The organism is Paraburkholderia caffeinitolerans, from assembly GCF_902859945.1.
In the GTDB taxonomy this organism is placed as follows: Bacteria; Pseudomonadota; Gammaproteobacteria; order Burkholderiales; family Burkholderiaceae; genus Paraburkholderia; species Paraburkholderia caffeinitolerans.
On sequence record NZ_CADIKL010000042.1, the window covers coordinates 54,684 to 77,361 of the forward strand.

20 protein-coding genes and 2 pseudogenes are annotated in these 22,678 nt (G+C 64.4%); 9 read left to right on the top strand and 13 right to left on the bottom strand.

All coding sequences use genetic code 11. The features are described 5' to 3' along the window. The first annotated feature begins 127 nt into the window (after positions 1-127). From HV773_RS29690 to HV773_RS29700, 4 genes are all read left to right on the top strand, one after another. Positions 128-3,115, top strand: a complete 2,988-nt coding sequence (locus HV773_RS29690) for a ribonucleoside-diphosphate reductase subunit alpha (RefSeq protein ID WP_129562859.1) — start codon at positions 128-130, stop codon at positions 3,113-3,115. A gap of 511 nt (positions 3,116-3,626) precedes the next feature. Continuing rightward, the gene (locus HV773_RS29695; RefSeq protein ID WP_129562858.1) at positions 3,627-4,850 is read left to right on the top strand and encodes a ribonucleotide-diphosphate reductase subunit beta; all 1,224 of its coding nucleotides are present in this window, start codon (positions 3,627-3,629) and stop codon (positions 4,848-4,850) included. Between the two features lie 92 nt (positions 4,851-4,942). Next, complete coding sequence (locus HV773_RS37075) at positions 4,943-5,269, top strand: hypothetical protein (protein WP_129562857.1); 327 nt, start codon at positions 4,943-4,945, stop codon at positions 5,267-5,269. A 29-nt stretch (positions 5,270-5,298) separates the two neighbouring features. Then, the gene (locus tag HV773_RS29700; protein WP_129562856.1) at positions 5,299-5,931 is read left to right on the top strand and encodes a histone H1-like DNA-binding protein; all 633 of its coding nucleotides are present in this window, start codon (positions 5,299-5,301) and stop codon (positions 5,929-5,931) included. A 311-nt stretch (positions 5,932-6,242) separates the two neighbouring features. Here the strand turns inward: HV773_RS29700 and HV773_RS29705 are convergent, their stop codons facing one another. The 10 genes from HV773_RS29705 to HV773_RS29750 form a co-directional block, all read right to left on the bottom strand. Further along, positions 6,243-6,719 (bottom strand): outer membrane lipoprotein, encoded by a 477-nt coding sequence (locus HV773_RS29705; protein ID WP_129562855.1) that lies wholly within the window; start codon positions 6,717-6,719, stop codon positions 6,243-6,245. A 52-nt stretch (positions 6,720-6,771) separates the two neighbouring features. Next, entirely contained in the window at positions 6,772-7,713 is a 942-nt protein-coding gene (locus tag HV773_RS29710) for a carbohydrate kinase family protein (RefSeq protein ID WP_129562854.1), read from the bottom strand. 108 nt (positions 7,714-7,821) lie between these two features. Further along, positions 7,822-8,322, bottom strand: coding sequence for a thiol peroxidase (tpx, locus tag HV773_RS29715; RefSeq protein WP_129562853.1), 501 nt, complete (start codon positions 8,320-8,322; stop codon positions 7,822-7,824). A gap of 102 nt (positions 8,323-8,424) precedes the next feature. Further along, entirely contained in the window at positions 8,425-9,606 is a 1,182-nt protein-coding gene (locus tag HV773_RS29720; RefSeq protein WP_129562852.1) for a zinc-ribbon and DUF3426 domain-containing protein, read from the bottom strand. A 97-nt stretch (positions 9,607-9,703) separates the two neighbouring features. Continuing rightward, positions 9,704-10,600, bottom strand: coding sequence for a 50S ribosomal protein L11 methyltransferase (prmA, locus tag HV773_RS29725; protein WP_129562851.1), 897 nt, complete (start codon positions 10,598-10,600; stop codon positions 9,704-9,706). 3 nt (positions 10,601-10,603) lie between these two features. Further along, positions 10,604-11,971: an acetyl-CoA carboxylase biotin carboxylase subunit gene (gene accC, locus HV773_RS29730; RefSeq protein WP_129562850.1), complete on the bottom strand. Its 1,368-nt coding sequence runs from the start codon at positions 11,969-11,971 to the stop codon at positions 10,604-10,606. A 22-nt stretch (positions 11,972-11,993) separates the two neighbouring features. Continuing rightward, entirely contained in the window at positions 11,994-12,461 is a 468-nt protein-coding gene (gene accB / locus HV773_RS29735) for an acetyl-CoA carboxylase biotin carboxyl carrier protein (RefSeq protein ID WP_129562849.1), read from the bottom strand. Positions 12,462-12,561: 100 nt separating this feature from the next. Continuing rightward, positions 12,562-13,014 (bottom strand): type II 3-dehydroquinate dehydratase, encoded by a 453-nt coding sequence (gene aroQ / locus HV773_RS29740; RefSeq protein ID WP_129562848.1) that lies wholly within the window; start codon positions 13,012-13,014, stop codon positions 12,562-12,564. Between the two features lie 205 nt (positions 13,015-13,219). Further along, positions 13,220-13,771, bottom strand: a complete 552-nt coding sequence (locus tag HV773_RS29745; protein ID WP_227875321.1) for a TlpA family protein disulfide reductase — start codon at positions 13,769-13,771, stop codon at positions 13,220-13,222. Between the two features lie 22 nt (positions 13,772-13,793). Then, entirely contained in the window at positions 13,794-14,438 is a 645-nt protein-coding gene (locus tag HV773_RS29750; protein ID WP_129562846.1) for a UDP-N-acetylmuramate--alanine ligase, read from the bottom strand. Between the two features lie 218 nt (positions 14,439-14,656). Here HV773_RS29750 and mpl point away from each other — a divergent pair, with 218 nt between their 5' ends. The 5 genes from mpl (at position 14,657) to mtgA (ending at position 20,546) form a co-directional block, all read left to right on the top strand. Continuing rightward, entirely contained in the window at positions 14,657-16,060 is a 1,404-nt protein-coding gene (mpl, locus tag HV773_RS29755; protein WP_129562845.1) for a UDP-N-acetylmuramate:L-alanyl-gamma-D-glutamyl-meso-diaminopimelate ligase, read from the top strand. Beyond that, complete coding sequence (locus HV773_RS29760) at positions 16,057-16,632, top strand: YqiA/YcfP family alpha/beta fold hydrolase (protein ID WP_129562844.1); 576 nt, start codon at positions 16,057-16,059, stop codon at positions 16,630-16,632. The genes mpl and HV773_RS29760 overlap by 4 nt, the downstream gene beginning before the upstream one ends. 106 nt (positions 16,633-16,738) lie before the next feature. After that, positions 16,739-18,865 (top strand): ribonuclease catalytic domain-containing protein, encoded by a 2,127-nt coding sequence (locus HV773_RS29765; protein ID WP_129562843.1) that lies wholly within the window; start codon positions 16,739-16,741, stop codon positions 18,863-18,865. Next, positions 18,862-19,734 carry a shikimate dehydrogenase gene (aroE, locus tag HV773_RS29770; protein WP_129562842.1) on the top strand — a complete coding sequence of 291 codons (873 nt, stop codon included), beginning with the start codon at positions 18,862-18,864 and terminating at the stop codon, positions 19,732-19,734. Before HV773_RS29765 ends, aroE begins: the two co-directional genes overlap by 4 nt. 11 nt (positions 19,735-19,745) lie before the next feature. Then, positions 19,746-20,546, top strand: a complete 801-nt coding sequence (gene mtgA, locus HV773_RS29775; RefSeq protein WP_129562841.1) for a monofunctional biosynthetic peptidoglycan transglycosylase — start codon at positions 19,746-19,748, stop codon at positions 20,544-20,546. Between the two features lie 95 nt (positions 20,547-20,641). Here the strand turns inward: mtgA and queF are convergent, their stop codons facing one another. From queF to HV773_RS29790, 3 genes and pseudogenes are all read right to left on the bottom strand, one after another. Continuing rightward, positions 20,642-21,466, bottom strand: coding sequence for an NADPH-dependent 7-cyano-7-deazaguanine reductase QueF (gene queF, locus HV773_RS29780; RefSeq protein ID WP_129562840.1), 825 nt, complete (start codon positions 21,464-21,466; stop codon positions 20,642-20,644). 101 nt (positions 21,467-21,567) lie between these two features. Further along, a pseudogene (locus HV773_RS29785) lies at positions 21,568-22,473 on the bottom strand (5'-nucleotidase); the annotation flags it as partial. A 12-nt stretch (positions 22,474-22,485) separates the two neighbouring features. Beyond that, positions 22,486-22,678 (bottom strand): annotated as a pseudogene (locus HV773_RS29790) (threonine ammonia-lyase, biosynthetic); the annotation flags it as partial.

Here is a 22,678-nt window from a genome sequence, read left to right on the forward strand (position 1 = left end):
GCCGCATCCGGCAGCCTCGCCAGGCTGGCTTTTTTTCTCCGCCCGATCGACCGCGCACACGGGGGCGCGGCATCCGATTTAACTCGCGAAAACCCTTCGCTCATTTCCAGGACCAGGAGCTTTGCACATGCAAACGACCGATAACGTCTCGACCCAGTACGAAGGCGCGCCTGCCGCGCGCACGCTGGGTGGCCTGCCGCAGGACGGCCAGGCCAGCGCGACGCAGTTCGCCGACCACAAGGTGATCCGCCGTAACGGCAGCGTTGTGGGCTTCGAGCCGTCGAAGATCAACCTTGCGATGACCAAGGCATTCCTGGCCGTCAATGGCGGGCAGGGTGCGGCTTCGGCACGCGTTCGCGAACTCGTCGAGCAGCTCACGCAGAACGTCGTGCGCGCACTCGTGCGCAGCCGCCCGAACGGCGGCACGTTCCACATCGAAGACATCCAGGACCAGGTCGAACTCGCGCTCATGCGCGGCGGCGAGCACAACGTCGCGCGCGCCTACGTGCTGTATCGCGAGAAGCGCAACCAGGAACGCGCGCATGCACCGGAAGCGGCAGCAGCGGCAGCGCCTGGCATCAACGTCACCGACAACGGCGTGACGCGTCCGCTCGACATGCACGCACTGCGCGCGCTGATCGTCTCGGCGTGCGAAGGCCTTGGCGATGCCGTGAATGCCGACCCGATCGTCGCGGAAACGGTGAAGAACCTGTACGACGGCGTGCCGATGTCGCAGGTCTACGACTCGGCGATTCTCGCCGCGCGCACGATGATCGAAAAGGATCCGGCGTATAGCCAGGCCACCTCACGTATTCTGCTGCACACGATCCGTCGCGAAATTCTCGAAGAGGAAGTCACGCAAGCCGACATGGGCTGGCGTTACGCAGAGTACTTCCCGCAGTTCATCAAGCGCGGCGTGGAAGCCGGCCTGCTCGACGACAAGCTCCAGCAGTTCGATCTGAAGCGTCTGGGCAACGCGCTCGACGCGAGCCGCGACCTGCAGTTCGGCTACCTCGGTCTGCAAACGCTGTATGACCGCTACTTCCTGCATGTGCACGGCACGCGCATCGAAATGCCGCAGGCATTCTTCATGCGCGTCGCGATGGGCCTCTCGCTCAACGAGATCGACCGCGAAGCGCGCGCGATCGAGTTCTACAACGTGCTCTCGTCGTTCGACTTCATGTCGTCCACGCCCACGCTGTTCAACTCGGGCACGCACCGCTCGCAGCTCTCGTCGTGCTACCTCACGACGGTTGCCGACGACCTCGACGGCATCTACGAAGCGCTCAAGGACAACGCACTGCTCTCGAAGTTTGCAGGCGGTCTGGGCAACGACTGGACGCGCGTGCGTGCGCTCGGTTCGCACATCAAGGGCACCAACGGCAAGTCGCAAGGCGTCGTGCCGTTCCTGAAGGTCGTGAACGACACGGCTGTCGCCGTGAACCAGGGCGGCAAGCGCAAGGGCGCGGTGTGCGCGTACCTGGAGTCGTGGCACCTCGACATCGAAGAATTCCTCGAGCTGCGCAAGAACACCGGCGACGACCGCCGCCGCACCCACGACATGAACACGGCGAACTGGATTCCCGACCTGTTCATGAAGCGCGTGATGGAAGGCGGCGACTGGACGCTGTTCTCGCCCTCGACCTGCCCGGACCTGCATGACAAGTTCGGCATCGAATTCGAGCAGGCTTACACGGCTTACGAAGAGAAGGTCGCGCGCGGCGAGATCAAGCTGTTCAAGAAGATTCCGGCAGCGCAAATGTGGCGCAAGATGCTCGGCATGCTGTTCGAAACGGGCCATCCGTGGATCACGTTCAAGGATCCGTGCAACATCCGTTCGCCGCAGCAGCACGTGGGCGTCGTCCACTCGTCGAACCTGTGCACGGAAATCACGCTCAACACGAGCGACAGCGAAATCGCCGTGTGTAACCTGGGCTCGGTGAACCTCGTCGCGCACATGGTCGAACAGGCCGACGGCACGTTCGCGCTCGACCACGACAAGCTCAAGCGCACCATCAGCGTGGCGATGCGCATGCTCGACAACGTCATCGACATCAACTATTACGCGGTGTCGAAGGCGCGCAACTCGAACCTGAAGCATCGTCCGGTGGGCATGGGCATCATGGGCTTCCAGGACTGCCTGCACGTGCTGCGCACGCCGTTTGCTTCGCAAGAGGCCGTGGAGTTCGCCGACCGCTCGATGGAAGCCGTCTGCTACTACGCGTACTGGGCGTCGACGGAGCTGGCGGCGGAGCGCGGCCGCTACTCGACGTATCGCGGCTCGCTGTGGGATCGCGGCATCCTCCCGCAAGACACGCTCAAGCTGCTCGCCGAGCAGCGCGGCGGCTACGTTGAAGTCGACTCGAGCGAGTCGATGGACTGGACCTCGCTGCGCGAGCGCATCGCGACGCACGGCATGCGCAATTCGAACTGCATCGCGATCGCACCGACCGCGACCATCTCGAACATCATCGGCGTGTCGCCTTGCATCGAGCCGACGTTCCAGAACCTCTATGTGAAGTCGAACCTCTCGGGCGAATTCACGGTGGTGAACGACTACCTCGTGCGCGACCTGAAGGTGCGCGGTCTGTGGGACGAAGTCATGGTCGCCGACCTCAAGTACTTCGACGGCATGCTCTCGCGCATCGACCGCATTCCGGCCGATCTGCGCGCGGTGTACGCAACGGCGTTCGAAGTCGACCCGACGTGGCTTGTCGAAGCCGCATCGCGTCGTCAGAAGTGGATCGACCAGGCGCAGTCGCTGAACATTTTCATGGCGGGTGCATCGGGCAAGAAGCTCGACGAGATCTACAAGCTCGCCTGGATCCGCGGCCTGAAGACCACGTACTACCTGCGCACGATGGCAGCCACGCACGTCGAGAAGTCGACGGTCGCGCACGGCGCGCTCAACGCAGTGCCGACGGGTGGCAACGGTGGCGGCGCGGGCAACGCAGGCGGCGCCGGCTTCGGTGCGGCGGGCGGTGCTGGCAACGGTGCGGGCTCGAGCGTGATGCAAGCCGCGCCGGCAGCGGAAGCCGCACCCGAAGCGGAAGGTCCGGTGTGCATGATGCGTCCGGGCGATGCCGGCTTCGAAGAGTGTGAAGCTTGCCAATAAAGCGGCAGCGCGCGATGCAACGTCGTGCGCATGCAGCAGGACCGCAAGCACAGCAGCATCAGTAGTCAGTAGTAAACAGTAGATAGTCGATGTAACGGGCGGCGTGCGCAACGCGCGCCGCCCAGCTCTCCTGGCGACGCGCGGCACGCGCATTGCGAAGCTCGAAGCAGACGCCAATGCGCAATGCAACGAGACGCACATGCGAGAAGCAAGAAGCGCTAACAGGAAGGAATCCCTGGAGTTTCGCGCGCGAGCGAACGGCGCGTGGCGAACCGACTTTCACACACGCTCACGATGTCGCGAAGACCCACGATCAGCCGCTCATGGAGATGATCGTCGCGACAACCACACGATGCTTGAGCGCCGTTCACGCGATGCGCGCGACACGATGCAATAACAAAGTGTTGTATCGAGGTCGCAACGCGAATCGAAAACAGGATTTTTCGTGTGCGAACCCTTTTATCGCGCATGAAAAGATGGTACAAACCGATCTAAATTGATGGTGACATTTATGCTCAACTGGGATGACGAGATCACGGCCGTAACTCCGTCGAGCGGTGCGCAGCAAAACGCAATGCGCAACCTCGCGGGAGTGGCTGTCTCTGTTCCGGAAACGCAGCTCAACCTGCATTCCACTCCTCAGTCCTCTTCGGCGCAAAACATCTTCGCCGCCGACTTCGCAGTCGCACCGCCGCCGCAAGCTCCGGTCTCGGCAGAGGCCCGCGTGAATGTCGCCGACAAGCGCATCATCAACGGCCAGACCGACGTGAACCAGTTGGTCCCGTTCAAGTACAAGTGGGCTTGGGAGAAGTACCTGTCCGGCTGCGCGAACCACTGGATGCCGCAGGAAATCAACATGTCGCGCGACATCGCCCTGTGGAAGGACCCGAATGGTCTGACCGAGGACGAGCGCCGCATCGTCAAGCGTAACCTCGGCTTCTTCGTTACCGCCGACTCCCTCGCCGCCAACAACATTGTGCTCGGCACCTACCGGCACATCACGGCGCCCGAATGCCGCCAGTTCCTGCTGCGCCAGGCGTTCGAAGAGGCGATCCATACGCACGCGTATCAGTACATCGTCGAGTCGCTGGGCCTGGACGAAAGCGAGATCTTCAACGCGTACCACGAGGTCAAGTCGATCCGCGACAAGGACGAGTTCCTGATCCCGTTCATCCAGACGCTGACCGATCCGTCGTTCAAGACCGGCACGCTCGAAGCCGACCAGACGCTGCTCCGGTCGCTGATCGTGTTCGCCTGCATCATGGAAGGCCTGTTCTTCTATGTGGGCTTCACGCAAATTCTCGCGCTGGGCCGCCAGAACAAGATGACCGGTGCTGCGGAGCAGTATCAGTACATCCTGCGCGACGAGTCGATGCACTGCAACTTCGGCATCGACCTGATCAACCAGATCAAGCTCGAGAACCCGCAGCTGTGGACCCCGGCGTTCCGCGCGGAGATTACCGAACTGTTCAAGCATGCGGTCGACCTCGAGTACCGTTACGCGGAAGACACCATGCCGCGTGGCGTGCTGGGCCTGAACGCATCGATGTTCAAGAGCTATCTGCGCTTCATCTGCAACCGCCGTTGCCAGCAGATCGGTCTCGATACGCTGTTCCCGAACGAAGAGAACCCGTTCCCGTGGATGAGCGAGATGATCGACTTGAAGAAGGAACGCAACTTCTTCGAGACGCGTGTGATCGAATATCAGACCGGCGGTGCGCTGTCCTGGGAATAACCCGGGCGCACCCGGAGCCAAGTCTTTTGGGGTTGCCGCCAGGCGCCATATGAGCGCCTCGGCCGGCGGATGATTAGGAGCAGGAACGCCTGATGCAAAGCGTGTCCGGGGCCTTGGCGGCTCACCGATATGACAGGCACTTTGCGAACCCTTCAGTGGGATGGGCAAACTTCCCCCCGGAAAAGGGCGTGGGCCTCGCGAGTCGTGCGGCCTGCGCTTTCAACGAACGTTGGTCGGCGTCGGTATTCGACGCCGGATCGATCTGGCGCGCGGTGCCTCATGGCACGGCGCGCCTTACCGCATTCATTAGCGTAAGCGCGCGGGATCAGCGTACGCCGATGAATAGCCCGCTTCGTAGTGTGCGCCGTGAGAAGCGTTCGCGGGAAGCGGGTTTTGACGAAGGGTGTAGTTTGAACTGACTCTCATCTGAACCTGAAGGAGAACAAAAATGGCAACTGCCAAGAAAAAGCCGGCGGCCAAGAAAGCCGCAGTGAAGAAGGTTGCAGCGAAGAAGGCCGCACCGGCCAAGAAGGCCGCAGCGAAGAAGGTCGCGGTGAAGAAGGTTGCAGCCAAGAAAGTCGCCGTGAAGAAGGTTGCTGCGAAGAAGGCAGCACCGGCGAAGAAGGCCGCAGCGAAGAAAGTCGCCGTGAAGAAGGTTGCTGCGAAGAAGGCAGCACCGGCGAAGAAGGCCGCAGCGAAGAAGGTTGCAGCCAAGAAAGTCGCCGTGAAGAAGGTTGCAGCGAAGAAGGCAGCACCGGCGAAGAAGGCCGCAGCGAAGAAAGTCGCCGTGAAGAAGGTTGCTGCCAAGAAGGCGCCTGCGAAGAAGGCTGCTGCCAAGAAGGCCGCGCCTGCGAAGAAGGCTGCTGCCAAGAAGGCTGCGCCTGCGAAGAAGGCCGCTGCCAAGAAGGCTGCCCCTGCGAAGAAGGCCGCCGCCAAGAAGGCTGCCAAGAAGGCGCCTGCGAAGGCTGCTGCTGCCGCGCCTGCTGCCCCTGCTGCGCAACCGGCCGCGCCCGCAGCAACGGTCAAGACTGCCCTGAATCCGGCCGCAGCATGGCCGTTCCCGACCGGCAGCCGTCCGTAAGCAGTACGAGCCGAAGCGCACGAGAGTCAGTCAATACGCGCGCTTCGGTGGCCGGGCCGGGCGCTGTGCCTGCGGATGCATCCGCGCAGGCGCAAATGCCGGGCCCGCTCCCAATCCCGTCGCCGGGTTTGTCCGCGACGGGATTTTTTTCGTCCACGTTTTTTGCTCACACGCTACGTTCGCGTGTGCAGCATTCAGGCAACTCCGTTTTGGCGCGGGCATGAAAAAAGGCGCATGCACAGGGGAGCACATGCGCCTGAGGTTCCGCAGGAAGGCGCAAGGCGCCGCTGCGGTACAGGGGAAACCGGTTATCAGTGCGTCACGCGCGTGACGCCTCCGCTCGAAACCAGGCGCACCCGCTCGCCGGCCTGGAAGACCTCGCCGGTGGCGGCTTGAGTGATGGCGCGATAGTCGCCGTTGTCGAGACGCACCGTGATCTCGAGGCCGTTGTGCATGGCCACGCCGTTCTCGACTGCGTTGCCGGCCACTGCACCCGCGATGCCGCCGATGATGCCCGTGATGATCGAGCCCGTGCCACCGCCGATCTGGCTGCCTGCCACGGCGCCAAGCGCGCCGCCGCCCACTGCGCCGATTCCGCTCGGCTGGCCGTTGTTGGAACTGATCTTCACCGCGCGCACGTTTTCGACCGTGGCCATGCGCACGGTGGCTTCGCGTTGCGCCTGCGAGGCGGTGTAGACATCGGCGGAACTGCTGTTATAGGCGCAGCCCGTCATGGCGAGCGAGCCCGCAATCATGACGGCGACAATCAGACGACTTGTTGTTTTCATTTCCCGTAACTCCAAAGAGCGCCGCCGGTAACGATGGAGGCGACGCCCGGATTCAGAGCGGTAGTTCGTAGCCGAACGCCGCCTTGAACCGTTCCTTGATTTGCGCCTTCGTGGGCGCGTAGTTCTGCGGCCCGAGATGCTCGATTTTCAGCGCGCCCATGAGGCTTGCGAGACGTCCCGTGGTGGCCCAACCGAGGTTGTTCTCGATGCCGTAGAGCAGACCGCCGCGGAAGGCGTCGCCGCAACCCGTGGGGTCGAGCACCTGTTCGGCACGCACCGGCGGAATTTCTTCGATGCCGGCGCCGTGGTAGATCTGCGAACCGTGCTCGCCGCGCGTGACGATGAGTGCATCGACATGGCTCGCGATTTCTTCGAGCGACCAGCCAGTGCGATGACTGACCAGATTCGCTTCGTAGTCGTTGACCGTCACATAGGTCGCAAGTTCAATGGCGCGTCGAAGCGACGCACCGTCGAAGAGCGGTAGTCCTTGACCTGGATCGAACACAAATGGAATGCCCGCATTCGCGAACTGCTCGACGTGCTGGACCATGCCGTCGAAGCCGTCCGGAGCGACGATGCCGAGCTTGATGCCAGGCGCTTCGTCGGCACGGTTCAGGTGCGATTGCATCATCGCGCCCGGGTGGAAAGCCGTGATCTGGTTGTTCTCGAGATCGGTCGTGATCATCGCCTGCGCGGACCACGTGTCGGGCAGCACGCGCACGTGCGCCTTCGAGAGGCCGAGCGTGTCGAGACGCTCGAGATAGGGTTGCGCATCGGCGCCACCGAGCGTCGCCATGATGTGCGCGTCGCCACCCAGCAGATGCAGCGAGTACGCGATATTGCCCGCGCAGCCGCCGAATTCGCGGCGCATCGTCGGCACGAGAAAGCTCACGTTCAGGATGTGCACCTGCTCGGGCAGGATGTGTTCCCGAAAGCGGCCTTCGAAAGTCATGATGTTGTCGTAGGCGAGCGAGCCGCAGATCAGCGTAGCCAAGGCAGGGATTCCTGTAATGCGTTGGGTGGGGAGGGGCGGCGCGTCGTGAGAGGCATTGAACCGGCATGGCGCCGGAGCAGTGTCCAACTCGCGCGCCGCGAGCAGCGATTACTTCAGTGCGGCGAGCGCAGCGTCGTAGTTCGGCTCGTTCTTGATTTCGCTCACGCGCTCGGCGTAGACGACGTTGTCGTTCGCGTCGATGACCACCACGGCGCGCGCCGTGAGACCCGTCAGCGGGCCGCTCGTGACGTCCACGCCGTAGGCTTGCGCGAACTCATGGCCGCGGAAGGTCGACGCCGTGACGACGTTCTCGATGCCTTCGGTCGTGCAAAAGCGCGCAGCGGCGAACGGCAGGTCGGCCGAGATCACGACAACTGCCGTGTTGTCGAGCTTGGCGGCGGCTTCGTTGAACTTGCGCGTGGAGGTGGCGCAAACCGGCGTGTCGAGGCTCGGCACGATGTTCAGCACCTTGCGCTTGCCGGCGAAATCGGCGAGCGAGACGGCATTGAGGTCGCGGCCGACGAGCGAGAATGCGGGGGCCTTCTGGCCAGCCGTCGGGAACGTGCCTGCGACGTCGATCGGGTTACCGCCTAGCGTGACTTGACTCATGATGTGCTCTCCGAATGTAGTGCTGTAGTGGTGAAGGGCGCGCGCGGCGTGGCCGGGCGCAGGAAACGCGCGCCGGCGCGAAAGGGAGCGCCGGCGCGGAATTCAGGGGTAAAAGATTTCGATGCGGAAGTTCGACGCCACGACGTTGCCGGTGTCGAGCCGCACGATCATCGTTTGCGTGATGTGCGGGGCCATGCCGGCCTCGATGTGCGTGCCGGGCGGCGCGTAGTCCTGCGGAAACAGTACGCGGCGCAGAACGATGTTGTTCTGGCGGTCGAGCAGCGTGAGCTCCATGGCCGGCCAGGCGAGCGCCACGTCGAAGCGGTTATGCAGCGGCACCTTCAGTTCCAGGTGATGCGGGTCGTCCACTTGGCGCAGATCGGATGGCCGGACCTGCAGGCCGTCGATGTCGCGCGGCGGGCGCAGCTGGCATCCGAGCTGCGCGCAGGCCTGTTGATAGTACGGCTGCGAGGCGGGCCAGTAGACCATCACGGTTTCGCGCATCCACCACGCGAGCTGCGCGGCGAGCGTCGCGAGAAGCGCGAGCGCGATCAGCACGCCCACGATGCGCCAGCTCGTGTGGCGTTTCGCACGGGTGGGCGCTTCACGCGTGACCGCGAAGGGTTCGCCGCCCGCGTTCGGCTCGAGCGCGGTGAATACGGGAGCGGCTGACGACCCGGCCGGCGCGCGCCGCAGCACGGGCTCGGGGTCGGCATGAGGGCTGTGAATGGCTTCGTTCACCGAAAGGGTTGGCTCGACGTGGCCGGACGCGCCGGCTTGCGCGGCGCCATGACCGCCGCCCGGCGAGAGTGTGGGCTCAGCGTCGCGGACGATGCGCACATTGGGGCCGCGCCCCGCAGCGAGGCTTGCGCGAGGCAGATGGCTGCCGTTGTATTGCAGATCAGGGTCGAGGTTGCTGTCAGGGCGCGGAGCCCATGGATCCCAGGCGCTGCCAGAGAAGTTCGGCGAGCCCGAAGGCGGGGCGGATTGCGCGGATGGGGCCGCAGGCTCGGCTTGCGGCGGCTGATCGTGATCGGGCGCTTGAGCGGCTTGAGCCGCCGCGGCCTGCTGAGCAGATGGCGTGGCCAGGCTTGCGGCGATATCGGCCGCGACGGGCGTGGCCAGTGCGAAATCACCGTTTTCGGGCAGCTCGTACAGGCTACCCGACGCGTCGAACGCTTCCTGACAATGCCCGCAGCGCACGAGGCCGCGGCGCGCGGCGAGGTGTGCGGGCTGGATACGGAAAACGGTTTCGCAGAAGGGACAGCGCGTTGCCAGAAGCATGTGTGCCGTGGAACCGGAGGGTTGGCGATACTCGCATTCTACTGGCAATCCATGGCGGCCTACGACTTCGCGCCTGGCTCGTGGGGCGCGAACAGGCTTACGCGCGCCGCGTGCCGGCGAGGCAGACCCAGCCTTCGTGCTCGCGCCAGACCGAGATGTCGATCCAGCGTGCGTAGACCTGCGCCACTTCGTCGGCCTGACGCGCGAGGATGCCGGAGAGCGCGAGCCGTCCGCCCGGCTTCACGCGCGACGACAGCATCGACGCCATCAGCTTGAGCGGATTCGAAAGAATGTTGGCGACGACGATGTCGAACTCGCCCGCCGGGCAGTCGTCGGGCAGGCCGTAGGTGACTTCGGCGCGATTGCGCTCGCTGTTCTGGCGTGCCGATTCGACCGCCTGCGGGTCGATGTCGATGCCGATCACGGGTTGCGCGCCGCACTTCTTCGCGAGGATCGCGAGGATGCCCGAGCCGCAGCCGTAGTCGAGCAGCGAATTGCCGGGCTGCACGTGCTGCTCGAGCCACTCCATGCACAGTCGCGTGGTGGGATGGCTGCCGGTGCCGAACGCGAGGCCCGGATCGAGTTCGAGCACGAGCGCGTCAGGGTCGGGTGCGTCGTGCCACGAGGGCACGACCCAGACGCGCTCGCCGATCTGGATCGGATCGAATTGCGATTGCGTGAGCCGCACCCAGTCCTGCTCTTCAACTTCGCGCAGCGAGAACTTCGGCGTTTCAGCGAGACCGACTTCGTTCGCGGCGGCCGCGAGCAGCACGGCCGGATCCTGATCGTTGCCGATCAGCGCGATTACGCGCGAATGCTGCCACGCGGTGCGCTCGGGCGTGAGGCCCGGCTCGCCGAAGAGCGGCTGCTCGTCGGGCGTGTCGGCATCGGCGTCTTCCACCGACACCGAGAGGGCGCCAAGCTCGATCAGCGCGTCGGAGAGTTCTTCAGCGCGATTGCGATCCAGTTCGACGATCAGTTCCCGATAGCTCATGAATTACGCTTCGTCCTTCTTCACTGCCTGACGTTCGGCCAGACGGCTTTCGAGGTAGTGAATGCTCGTGCCGCCTTCGACGAACTTCGCGTCGAGCATCAGCTCGCGGTGCAGCGGAATGTTGGTCAGAATGCCTTCGACCACCATTTCCGAGAGTGCGATACGCATACGCTGAATGGCCTGCTCGCGCGTGGCGCCGTACGTGATCAGCTTGCCGATCATGGAATCATAGTTCGGCGGCACGAAATAGCCATTGTAGGCATGCGAGTCGACGCGCACGCCCGGACCACCCGGCATGTGCCACGACGTGAGACGTCCCGGCGACGGCGTGAACTTGAACGGATCTTCGGCGTTGATACGGCACTCGATCGCGTGGCCCTTCAACTGGATGTCGCGCTGGCGGAACGAGAGTTTTTCGCCCGCGGCGATGCGGATCTGCTCCTGCACGATGTCGATGCCGGTGATCAGCTCGGTGACCGGGTGCTCGACCTGCACGCGGGTGTTCATCTCGATGAAGTAGAACTCGCCGTTTTCGTACAGGAATTCGAACGTGCCCGCGCCGAGGTAGCCCATCTTCTTGCACGCGTCGGCGCAGCGGTCGCCGATGCGGTCGAGCAGGCGGCGCGCGATGCCTGGCGCCGGCGCTTCTTCGATCACCTTCTGGTGGCGGCGCTGCATCGAGCAGTCGCGCTCGCCGAGCCACACGGCGTTCTTGAACGAGTCCGCGAGAATCTGGATCTCGATGTGACGCGGATTCTCGAGGTACTTCTCCATGTAGACCTGCGGGTTGCCGAACGCACGGCCCGCTTCTTCACGCGTCATGTTGACCGCGTTCACGAGTGCCGCTTCCGTGTGCACGACGCGCATGCCGCGCCCGCCGCCACCGCCCGCCGCCTTGATGATGACGGGGTAGCCGATCGTGCGCGCAATCTTCACGATTTCTTTCGGATCGTCGGGCAGCGCGCCTTCCGAGCCCGGCACGCACGGCACGCCGGTCTTGATCATGGTCTGCTTCGCCGTGACCTTGTCGCCCATCATGCGGATCGTTTCAGGGCGCGGGCCGATGAACGTGAAGCCCGATTGCTCGACACGCTCGGCGAAGTCGGCGTTCTCGGAGAGGAAGCCGTAGCCGGGGTGGATCGCTTCGGCGTCGGTGACTTCAGCCGCGCTGATGAGCGCCGGCATGTTCAGATAGCTCAGGTTCGAAGGCGCCGGGCCGATGCAGACCGCCTCGTCGGCGAGCTTCACGTACTTGGCTTCCTTGTCGGCTTCCGAATAGACGACGACAGTCTTGACGCCAAGCTCGCGGCACGCGCGCTGGATGCGCAGCGCAATTTCGCCACGGTTGGCAATGAGAATTTTTTCAAACATAGTGGGTATTCGCCCTCGCGCCTTAGGCGACCACGAAGAGCGGCTGGCCGTATTCGACTGCCTGGCCGTTTTCGACGAGGACTTCCTTGACGACGCCTGCGATGTCCGATTCGATCTCGTTGAGCAGCTTCATCGCTTCGATGATGCACAGCGTCTGGCCTTCCTTGACCGTGTCGCCCACTTGCACGAATGGATCGGCGCCCGGCGACGGTGCGCGGTAGAACGTACCGACCATCGGCGAGGTCACGACGTGGCCTTGCGGCAAGGCCGGGGCGGCGGCGGGCGCGCCAGCTTCGGCAGCGGGGGCCGGCGCGGCGGCGAGCGGCGCGCCTGCGACGGGGGCGGCGTATTGCGCCGGGCTCTGCTGCACGTAAACCGGCGGCGCATTCTTGACGATGCGCACCTTGCCTTCGCCCTCGGTGACTTCGAGCTCCGAGATGCCCGATTCGGAGACGAGGTCGATCAGAGTCTTCAGCTTACGTAGATCCATGGTGCAGCCCCCTTGCTATGCATGCGTGAGGTGCCGGCGCGCGCGCCCGGCACGGGATTGGTGTTGTCTTGCAGAATGCGTTGGTTTCTCGCTGCGGAAGTCACGCGGCCGAGCCGGCTGCGAGCCGGTCGAGCGCGTATTCGAGCGCGTAGAGATAACCCTTCCAGCCGAGGCCGCAGATGACGCCTTCGGCCTGGTCGGAAAAATACGAGTGGTGCCGGAAGGCTTCACGGCGGTGCACGTTCGAGAGATGAACCTCGACGAACGGAATGCCGACGCCTGCCAGCGCATCCCGGATTGCCACGCTCGTGTGCGTGTACGCCGCCGGGTTGATCAGGATGAAATCCGTGTGCTCGCTGCGGGCCGCCTGAATGCGGTCCACCAGTGCGCCTTCGTGGTTGCTCTGGAAGGTTGCCAACTCAACACCCGCATCGGCGGCACGGTCGGCAAGCGCCTGATCGATCTGTGGCAGCGTCACGCGCCCATAGACCTCGGGTTCCCGGGTGCCGAGAAGATTGAGGTTGGGGCCGTGCAGAACCAGCAGTCGCGTCATGGTGGCTTCTTTTTCCGTGGAATTGCGCGAACTTTAGCGCCGATTAGAGAAATTTGTCTAGTTTTCCATACGATCGATATGGCCCTGACCGCGGATTTTAAGACGAGCGCGGGCTGATCTCCCGTTAATTTCCCTGAATTCCACGGCAAAAAGTGCTGTACGCCCTTTAAGCCCCGGTCAATTGTTCCGCGGCATTTGGGGCGCGTCAGAGTGTATCAAGCGTGTGGCGCAGCTCGTCCATCTTGATTTGACCTAGTTTTGTCGCACGTACCGTGCCGTTCGCGTCGATTACGACCGTGTAAGGCAAGCCGCCTGCGGCATTGCCGAACGCGCGCGCCACGTCGGCGCCGCCGAATCCGGCGATGTAGATCGGGTAGTCGACCGGCACTTTCTTGAGGAAGTTCTGGATGTTCGCGGCGGAATCGACGCCGACGCCGACGAACTGGATGCCTTTCTTCGCGTACTCGCGCTGCAGCGCGGAGAGCTCGGGCATCTCCTCGACGCAAGGCCCGCACCACGACGCCCAGAAGTTGACCACGATCGTGCGGCCCTTATACATGGAGAGCGATTGGGGTTTGCCGTCGGGAGTGGTCACGGCAGCAGTCCACAACTGGCCGACCGCATCCTGCTTGCCCGCGACCGATGCCGCGTCGGCTACGCCGGTGTTGCCGCTGTTTGCATAATGTCCCGCCAGAATGCCGCCGCCGGCTGCCACCGCCGCCACTGCGACGCCGGCCAGAATCCGCTTCATGTTCATTGCTGCGCTTGATCTATATGAGTCAGGTGGTGGAAGAGGTGGCGCCGCTTTCGTTGATCAGCGCCTGGAGCGCCTGCGCGTTCGCGCGCGGCAGACGCCCGCGTGCGTCGGCGCGCACCGCGCCGCGCAGGTCGTCGGTATTGTAGAACGCAATGTGGATGCCCACTGGCTCCTCGTTTCGCGACGGCTGCCACATGAAACTGAACGTTTCCACATAGCCGCGCGCGGCGAAATGGCGCGTTTCCGAGACGTCGTACTGCACATTTGCGTTCAGAAGCCAGATTGCGACATCTTTCGCGTTATCGCAAAAAATCTGCAGATGGATATCCGAGTGCTCGCCGGCGGTGCCGTTGAGCACCGCGCCGGTGAGGAACGGATTGAACGGTTCGAGCCGCCGCATCCACTCGAGCGCGATCTCGCGCAGGCGCCGCAGTATCGCGGGCTGGTGCTCGCCCTGAAAGAGGGCCTGATATTCGCGGATCTCGTCTTCGATCTGGTCGTTGTCGGGCAGCCAGGCGCCTTCGATACGCGCGTCCCCCGCAACCTGCCGCGCGGCCTTGCGTTTGGCGGTGGCGTAGTCGAGGCCGTCCTCGGCAATCATCCTTGCTGCCGCGATGGCGATTTCCTCGCGCACGCGCTGGGGATCGAAATGTGATCTGCGAACCATATGCCCATCATACTAGAGATCGTCTGGCGTCCTGTTCGGCCCCAAGCCCGGGCGCGCCGGCGATCCGGGCCGTGGCGGCGAAAAAGCCGCAGGGCGTCGGGTACAATACCGATCTTTGCTCCGGCGGCCTGGCGCCGCCGTTCTGCGTTGCCCATCCCGATAACCGCTTGACCCCGCTTTAACCCACTTTCACGACGCCCGCGCGGCGCGACAGGCTTATGCACATCCATATCCTCGGCATCTGCGGCACGTTCATGGGCGGTCTCGCCGTGCTGGCGCGCAGCGCGGGCCACACGGTGACCGGCTGCGACGCAGGTGTGTACCCGCCGATGAGCACCCAGCTCGAAGCACAGGGTATTCGCCTGATCGAGGGTTACGACGCAAGCCAGACCGAACTCAATCCCGATCTCTATGTGATCGGCAACGTGGTTTCGCGCGGCAATCCGCTGATGGAGGAAATCCTCAATCGCGGCCTGCCGTACACCTCGGGGCCGCAGTGGCTCGGCGAGCATGTGCTGCGCGACAAGTGGGTACTCGCCGTGGCGGGCACGCACGGCAAGACCACCACGAGTTCGATGCTCGCGTGGCTGCTCGAAGACGCCGGCCTGAATCCTGGCTTCCTGATCGGCGGCGTGCCGCTGAACTTCGGCATCTCGGCGCGCCTGACCGATTCGAGCTTCTTCGTGATCGAAGCCGACGAGTACGACACGGCGTTCTTCGACAAGCGCTCGAAGTTCGTCCATTACCGTCCGCGCACCGCAGTGCTGAACAACCTCGAATTCGATCACGCCGACATCTTCCCCGATCTGGGCGCCATCGAAACGCAGTTCCACCATCTCGTGCGCACCATTCCGGGCGTGGGCCGGGTCGTCTCGAACGGGCGCGAAGACGCGCTCGAACGTGTGCTGGCGCGCGGCGTATGGAGCGACGTCGAGCGCTTCGGCGTGCAGGGCGGCTGGCAGGCGCTGCCCGCTGAAGACGGGACACCGCTCGATGAGCGCTTCGCGGTCTATCACAACAGCGAGCGCGCGGGCGTGGTCGACTGGCAGATCCAGGGCGAGCACAACCGCATGAACGCACTCGCGGCCATCGCCGCCGCGCGCAGCGTGGGCGTGCCGCCCGCGCAGGCCGCGGCCTCGCTGTCGACCTTCCGCAACGTCAAGCGCCGCATGGAAGTGCGCGGCAGCGTAGACGGAATAACGGTTTATGACGATTTCGCGCACCATCCCACTGCGATTGAAACAACGATCGCCGGGTTGCGCACGCGTGTGGGCAACGGGGAAGGTGAGAAGCGCACGCGCATTCTCGCTGTGCTCGAGCCGCGCTCGAATACGATGAAGCTCGGCGTGATGAAGGCGCAACTGCCCGGCAGCCTCGCCGACGCCGACCTCGTGTTCGGCTACGGCGCGCCGAGCGGCAAGGACGCGCTCGGCTGGGATCTCGCGGGGGCGCTCGCGCCGCTGGGCGAGAAGGCCCACGCCTATCACGATCTCGACGCGCTCGTGAAGGCCGTGGTGTCGGCCGCCCGTCCTGGCGACCAGGTGCTCGTGATGAGCAACGGCGGGTTTGGCGGCGTGCATCAGAAGCTCCTCGATGCGCTCTCGGCGCGGAGCGCGGCGTGATCGTCTATCTGCACGGGTTTCGCTCGTCGCCGCAATCGTTCAAGGCGCGCTTGCTGGACGCGCGCCTCGAAGCGATTGGGCGCGGTAACGAGTGGCTGTGCCCGACGCTGCCGGTTTCGCCGCTTGAGACCGTGACGCTCATCGAGCGCGAGATCGCGGCGCGCGCGCAAACCGGCGAGCGCATTACGCTGATCGGCAGCTCGCTGGGCGGTTTCTTCGCCACGCATCTGGCCGAAAAGCATGGGTGGCGTGCGGTGCTGCTCAATCCGGCCGTGGTGCCGGACCGCGACCTGTCGAAGTACCTGGGCGAGCAGCCGCTCTGGCATGGCGGCGGCAGCATCGTGGTGGAGCCGCGCCATCTGGAAGAGTTGCGAGCGCTGGCCGTTGCCGCGGTGACCGAGCCTCAGCGCTACTATCTGATCGCGGCAACCGGCGACGAGGTGCTCGATTACCGCGAGATGCTCGCCCATTATCCGGGCGCTAAAACGCGCCTGATCGAAGGCAGCGACCACGGCATCAGTGAGTTCGCGGATTACGTCGACGACGTGATCCAGTTTTGCGACGCGCCTTGATGCGTCGCTTTCGTTCGCGCCGCGCGCGCGAACGCCTATATGTATACAGCGGCACCGCCAGGGCGCGCCGCGCCCGCGGTCCGGCAAGTTTGAACGAGAGTGTTGAGTGAACGTCTTCTTTGAGGAATCGGGCAGTTTCAAGGCGGGCAGCGTGCTGTCGCGCCAGGGCGACGCGTTTCAGGTCGAGTTGCCGGGTGGGCGGCGCGCCAAGGTGCGCGCGAAAGATGTGCTGATCGAATTCGAGAAGCCCGCCGCCGGCGAACTGTTGGAGCAGGCGGACGCCGCCGCACAGGACATCGATCTCGATTTTCTGTGGGAATGCGCGCCCGCCGAGGAATTCGCCTATACGACGCTGGCCGCCGAGTACTTCGGCGAAACCTATGGTCCGGTCGAGCGCGCCGCGCTCGTGCTGCGTCTGCACGGCTCGCCCGTGTACTTCCGCCGCAAGGGCCGTGGTCAGTATCAACGCGCGCCCGAAGAGCAACTGAAGATGGCGCTCGCGTCGCTCGAGCGCAAGCGTCAGCAGGCGCTCGTGCAGGCCGGCTACGAAGACGACCTCAAGGCGGGCAGGCTGCCCGAGGCGCTCAAGGACAAGGCGCTGGGTCTGCTCACGAAGCCCGACAAAAATTCGATCGAATACAAAGCGCTCGAAGCGGCCGCTGCTGCACGCGGCATTTCGATGCCGCGCCTGATGCTCGAATGCGGCGGCATTGCCTCGCCGCGCGCGCTGCACGAGGCGCGCTTTCTCGCCGAGTTCTTCCCGCACGGCACGGGTTTCCCGGGCGTGGAGGTGGGCGCGCTGCCCGACGATCTGCCCGATGCGGCCGAATACGTGCAGGCGTTCTCGATCGACGATGTCACCACGACCGAAATCGACGATGCCTTCTCGATCGAGCATCTCGCCGATGGCCGCGTGCGCATCGGCATCCACATCGCGGCGCCCGCGCTGGGCATCAAGCGCGGCGATACCGCCGACACGGTTGCGCGCACGCGCCTGTCGACGGTGTACATGCCAGGCGACAAGATCACCATGCTGCCTGACGATTTCGTCGATGCCTTCACGCTGAAGGAGGGCGGCATGCGCCCGGCGCTGTCGCTCTACTGCATCGTGAACCGCGAGACGCAGGAGATCGTCGCTACGGAGACGCGCGCCGAGCGCGTGTTCGTGAAGAACAACCTGCGCCACAACACGCTCGACGAGGTCGTGACCGAAGAAACGCTGGCGGCGGGCACGGGCGACTATCCGCACAAAGAAGACATTGCCGTGCTGTGGCCGTTCGCGCAGGCGCTGTTCGAGAAGCGCCAGCAGGCGCGCGCGGGCTACGGCCTGCGCCGCGAAGTCCAGCGCAACACCGACTTCAACTTCTACGTCGACGGCGAGCACGTCACCATCTCGCCGCGCCGCCGCGGCTCGCCGCTCGATCTGATCGTCGCGGAACTGGCGATTCTCGCCAACTCCACGTGGGGTGCGTTCCTGCACGATCACGGTGTGCCGGGCATCTATCGCTCGCAGCGCGCGTTTGGTGCGCCCATGGGCCCCAAGCGCACGCGCATGCAGACCAACGCCGCGCCGCACGAAGGCTTGGGCGTCGCACAGTACGCGTGGAGCACCTCGCCGCTGCGCCGCTATGTCGACCTCGTGAACCAGTGGCAACTGCTTGCATGTGTCGAGCATGGCGTGGCCGCGAAGCTGGTCGCGCCGTTCAAGCCTAAGGACGCCGATTTGTTCGCCGTCGTGCAGGGCTTCGACGAAACCTACACAGCCTATGCCGATCACCAGCGCCGCATGGAGTACTTCTGGTGCCTGCGTTGGCTCCAGCAGGAGATGCGCGGCGAAGACGGCCATGAAGCGCGCCGCGAATTCCCGGCCACCGTCGTCAAGGACGACCTCGTGCGCTTCGAGGAAGTGCCGCTGCTCATGCACGTGCCCGCGCTCGGCGTGCACGCGCGCGGCACGCGTCTGATGATGGAAGTGCTGTCGATCGACGAGCTGACGATCGAGGCGTCGGTGCGCATGTTGCGCGTGCTCGACGCGCCGGTCGTGACGAGCGGCGAGCAAGCCGAGGACGACACGGCCGAGGACGAAGAACTCATCGAAGCCGCCGACGCTTCCGCCGAAAGCGAAGCCGAGGCGCTGGCCGAAGCGCCTGCGGATTCGACAGGCGCGGACAGCGTCGCCGAAGGCGAGGAAGTGCAGTCGTCGGAACTGCACGCCACGGAGCCGCGCTCATGAGTGCCGGGCAGGTCCGCGACCGCTATGCCGTGGTCGGTAATCCTGTCGCGCATAGCAAGTCGCCGTACATTCACGCGCAGTTCGCCGCAGCAACCGGCGAGCCTGTCGAGTATGACCGCCTGCTCGCGCCGCTCGATGGTTTCGTCGAGCACGTGCAAGCGTTCCGGGCCGCGGGTGGCCGCGGCCTGAACGTGACTGTGCCTTTCAAGCTGGAAGCGCATGCGCTGGCGGACCGGCTGTCGCCGCGCGCAGCGGCGGCGGGCGCCGTCAACACGCTGCGCTTCGACGAAGACGGCATTTTCGGCGACAACACCGACGGTTTCGGCCTCGTTCGCGACATCGAAGTGAATCTGGGCGTCTCGCTCAAGGGCGCGCGGGTTCTGCTGCTCGGCGCGGGCGGTGCGGCGCGCGGCGTCGTGCTGCCGATGCTCGAGCGTCTGCCGCGCGAGATCACCATCGTGAATCGCACCGCGCAAAAGGCGCATGCGCTCGTCGAGCAGTTCGAAGGCGCGGCGCGCGAGGTTGGTTGCCTCATCAATGGCGGTGGCCCGGACGCAGTCTTTCGCGACCCGATCGACTCGAAGCCCTACGACGTGATCGTCAACGCGACGGCCGGCAGTCTCGACGCGGCGCTGCCCGAGTGTGACGCGCGCGCGTTTGGCTCGGGAACGCTGGCCTACGACATGATGTACGGCGCCGAACCCACGGTATTCATGCGTCACGCCGAATCGCTGGGCGCGCGTGCGTCGGATGGGCTTGGGATGCTGGTCGAGCAGGCCGCCGAATCGTTCTTCGTGTGGCGCGGCGTGCGCCCCGAAGGCGCGCCCGTGTTGGCGACGCTGCGCAAGCAACTGGCGGCGCAGGCCTGACGCGCGCCGCCATGCGTAGAGAAGCCTCGGGAGGGCGCGCAGCAGGGTTGCATGGACAAACCTCCGAGCCGTTCGCCCACAGCGTCGCCGCGCTGAGCGCAAAGCCCCCCAGCTTGCTGCGCTGGCTTGCCTACGTCGCGCTGGTGTTCGGCGTCGCCTGGGTTGGGATGCAGCTTTTCTACTTCGCGCAGATCGCCGTCTGGAATTTCGCCGATCCGCAATCGACGGCCTTCATGCGTACCGACGAGGCGCTCCTTTCCTCCGACCGTCCCGACCTCGACATCCAGCATCGGTGGGTGCCCTACGACCAGATCTCGCGCAATCTCAAGCGCGCGATCATCGCGTCCGAGGACGCCAACTTCGCCAGCAACAACGGCTACGAAACCGACGCCATCCTGCAGGCGTGGGAGCGCAACAAGAAGCGCGGCCACATCGTGCGCGGCGGATCGACGATCACGCAACAACTCGCGCGCAACCTGTTTCTATCGCGCGAGAAGAGCTATATCCGCAAGGGCCAGGAACTCATCATCACGTGGATGCTGGAGACGCTGCTCGACAAGGAGCGCATCTTCGAGATCTATCTGAATTCGGTGGAGTGGGGCAATGGCGTCTACGGCGCGCAGGCCGCCGCGCGCTACTACTACCGCACGACAGCCGCGAAGCTCACGCCGTGGCAGGCAGCACGGCTGGCGGTCATGCTGCCGCAGCCGAAGTATTTCGACGAGCACCGCAACTCACCGTATCTCGCCCAGCGCGCGAGGGTGATCGCGCGCCGCATGGGCGCCGCCGAACTCCCGCCTTCGTCACAATAGCCAATAGCCCATCGGCTCAAATGACACGCAAGCAAAAAGCGCCGGACGCGCCGGACGAAAGGGCGCTTTTTTTATCAACTTCCCGCTATTGCGGCTTACTGGCGCGCAAGCCGCGCGTTGTCCGGCATCGGCATATTGAAGTTGGTGCGGAACGGATTGATGTCGAGGCCGCCGCGCCGCGTGTAGCGCGCGTACACCGCGAGCCGGTCCGGTTTGCACTCGCGCAGGATGTCCATGAAGATGCGCTCGACGCATTGCTCATGAAAGCCCGTGTGGTTGCGGTACGAGATGATGTAGCGCAGCAGGCCCGCCTGGTCGAGCTGCGGCCCTACGTAATGAATCTGCACGCTGCCCCAGTCGGGCTGGCCCGTCACGGGACAGTTCGACTTCAGCAGATTGGAGATCAGCGTTTCCTCCACGGGCGACTCGTCGTGGGCGGCTTTGAGCAGCGTCGGGTCCGGGTGATAGATCTCGGTGTCCAGATCGAGCCGGTCGAGCGACAGGCCATCGAATTCCTCGAACGGGATTTTGCCGAACGCGCCTGGCTGATCGAGCCGCACGGAAACCGACGCGCCGCACGCCGCGGACACATCGCGCTTGATGGTGTCGCGCACCACGTCGGCGGATTCGAACGGCGTTTGCGCGAACGAACCCAAATAAAGCTTGAACGACTTCGATTCGACGATGTTGGGCGAATCGGCGGGAATGAAGAACGTGGCGATCGCGATCTGCGGCTTGCCGCGCGCGTTGAGCCACGAAAGCTCGTAGGCGTTCCAGATATCGGTGCCGAAGAAGGGCAGTTGCGCGCCGATGCCGATCGTTTCGCGCGCGCCTGCGCGCGGGATCGGAAACAGCAGTGAGGCGTCGTACTGCTCGGTGTAGGTTGCGGCCTTGCCGAGCGGGGATTGTTCGGGAGTCATGATGCGCTGGTTTCAGTTGGTGCGTCGTTCGACGCGTCGGTCTTTGCGTCGCTCGTCGCGCTCGTGCGCGCCGTGCGGTTTGCATCGACAGGATTCGCGGGGTTGGCCACGCCGCTTGCCACGTGGCCGGTCGCCGTGACCGAGCGGGCCGATTCGCAATGGCGGATCTGGTCGTCGAAGAAAAAGTCCGGTTCGAACTCGCGCAGGAATGGACCTTTGTCGAGTCCGCCGAGGAACATCGCTTCGTCGATTTCGATGTTCCAGGCCATCAGCGTGCGGATCGCGCGTTCATGCGCGGGCGCCGAGCGCGCCGTCACGAGCGCGGTGCGGATGCGCATGGCCGCATTGGCGTCGGCGAGCTTTTGCAGCCGGTTGAGCGCTTCGAGCAGCGGCTTGAGCGGCCCTTGCGCGAGCGGCAGTTCGCGATTGTCGCGCTCGTGGCTCACGAACGCGCTCAAACCCTCGCGCTGGAAGATCTGCTCGGCTTCATCGGAAAATAGCACGGCATCGCCGTCGAACGCGATGCGAATTTCGTGTGCGTGGCGTTCCGATATTGTCGCCGATTCTGGAAACACGCGTGCGGCGGGGAATCCGGCATCGAGCGCGCCGCGCACGTCCTCGGAATTCGCCGAGAGAAACAGCGACGCGTTGAGCGGCTTGAGATAGTGCCACGGCTCGCGCCCGCGCGTGAATACGCCGCGCTGGATGTCGAGCTGGTGCTCGCGGCACGAGCTGAACGCGCGCAGCCCGCTGATGGGGTCGCTGCGCGAGAGGATCACCACTTCCACGTGGTGCGCCCGGCTGTTTCCACATGAGTTGAGCGCGAGCAGCTTCTGGATCAGCGCGAACGCGACGCCGGGCCGTGCTGGCACGTTCAGGCGTTCGCGCTGCAGCGCCTCGTAGTCGCGCAGCTCGCCGGTTTCGTAGACGCGGTTCTCTTCTTCGAAGTCGAACAGCGCGCGCGACGAGATGGCGACGACGAGCTTGTCGGAGAGCGAAACGGCCATGATCGTCGCGCTTTATGCGAGGAACAACCGGTAAGCCGGATTCTGCGTCTCTTCCCAATGCGGGTAACCGAGCGTCGCGAGAAAGCGGCGGAACTCCGCGTCCTCGGACGCCGGCACCTGGATGCCCACGAGAATCGAGCTGTAATCCGCGCCCTGGTTGCGGTAGTGGAACAGGCTGATGTTCCAGTTCGGCGCCATCGACGAG

What these genes read in the sequence shown, in the direction of transcription:
- mtgA (WP_129562841.1), top strand. Translation starts at nt 19,746, where the DNA reads ATGCGTAGAGAAGCCTCGGGAGGGCGCGCAGCAGGGTTGCATGGACAA.
- tpx (WP_129562853.1), bottom strand. Translation starts at nt 8,322, where the DNA reads ATGAGTCAAGTCACGCTAGGCGGTAACCCGATCGACGTCGCAGGCACG.
- accC (WP_129562850.1), bottom strand. Translation starts at nt 11,971, where the DNA reads ATGTTTGAAAAAATTCTCATTGCCAACCGTGGCGAAATTGCGCTGCGC.
- HV773_RS29695 (WP_129562858.1), top strand. Translation starts at nt 3,627, where the DNA reads ATGCTCAACTGGGATGACGAGATCACGGCCGTAACTCCGTCGAGCGGT.
- accB (WP_129562849.1), bottom strand. Translation starts at nt 12,461, where the DNA reads ATGGATCTACGTAAGCTGAAGACTCTGATCGACCTCGTCTCCGAATCG.
- prmA (WP_129562851.1), bottom strand. Translation starts at nt 10,600, where the DNA reads ATGAGCTATCGGGAACTGATCGTCGAACTGGATCGCAATCGCGCTGAA.
- HV773_RS37075 (WP_129562857.1), top strand. Translation starts at nt 4,943, where the DNA reads ATGCAAAGCGTGTCCGGGGCCTTGGCGGCTCACCGATATGACAGGCAC.
- queF (WP_129562840.1), bottom strand. Translation starts at nt 21,466, where the DNA reads ATGACTCCCGAACAATCCCCGCTCGGCAAGGCCGCAACCTACACCGAG.
- HV773_RS29720 (WP_129562852.1), bottom strand. Translation starts at nt 9,606, where the DNA reads ATGCTTCTGGCAACGCGCTGTCCCTTCTGCGAAACCGTTTTCCGTATC.
- aroE (WP_129562842.1), top strand. Translation starts at nt 18,862, where the DNA reads ATGAGTGCCGGGCAGGTCCGCGACCGCTATGCCGTGGTCGGTAATCCT.
- HV773_RS29750 (WP_129562846.1), bottom strand. Translation starts at nt 14,438, where the DNA reads ATGGTTCGCAGATCACATTTCGATCCCCAGCGCGTGCGCGAGGAAATC.
- HV773_RS29745 (WP_227875321.1), bottom strand. Translation starts at nt 13,771, where the DNA reads ATGAACATGAAGCGGATTCTGGCCGGCGTCGCAGTGGCGGCGGTGGCA.
- mpl (WP_129562845.1), top strand. Translation starts at nt 14,657, where the DNA reads ATGCACATCCATATCCTCGGCATCTGCGGCACGTTCATGGGCGGTCTC.
- HV773_RS29700 (WP_129562856.1), top strand. Translation starts at nt 5,299, where the DNA reads ATGGCAACTGCCAAGAAAAAGCCGGCGGCCAAGAAAGCCGCAGTGAAG.
- aroQ (WP_129562848.1), bottom strand. Translation starts at nt 13,014, where the DNA reads ATGACGCGACTGCTGGTTCTGCACGGCCCCAACCTCAATCTTCTCGGC.
- HV773_RS29690 (WP_129562859.1), top strand. Translation starts at nt 128, where the DNA reads ATGCAAACGACCGATAACGTCTCGACCCAGTACGAAGGCGCGCCTGCC.
- HV773_RS29705 (WP_129562855.1), bottom strand. Translation starts at nt 6,719, where the DNA reads ATGAAAACAACAAGTCGTCTGATTGTCGCCGTCATGATTGCGGGCTCG.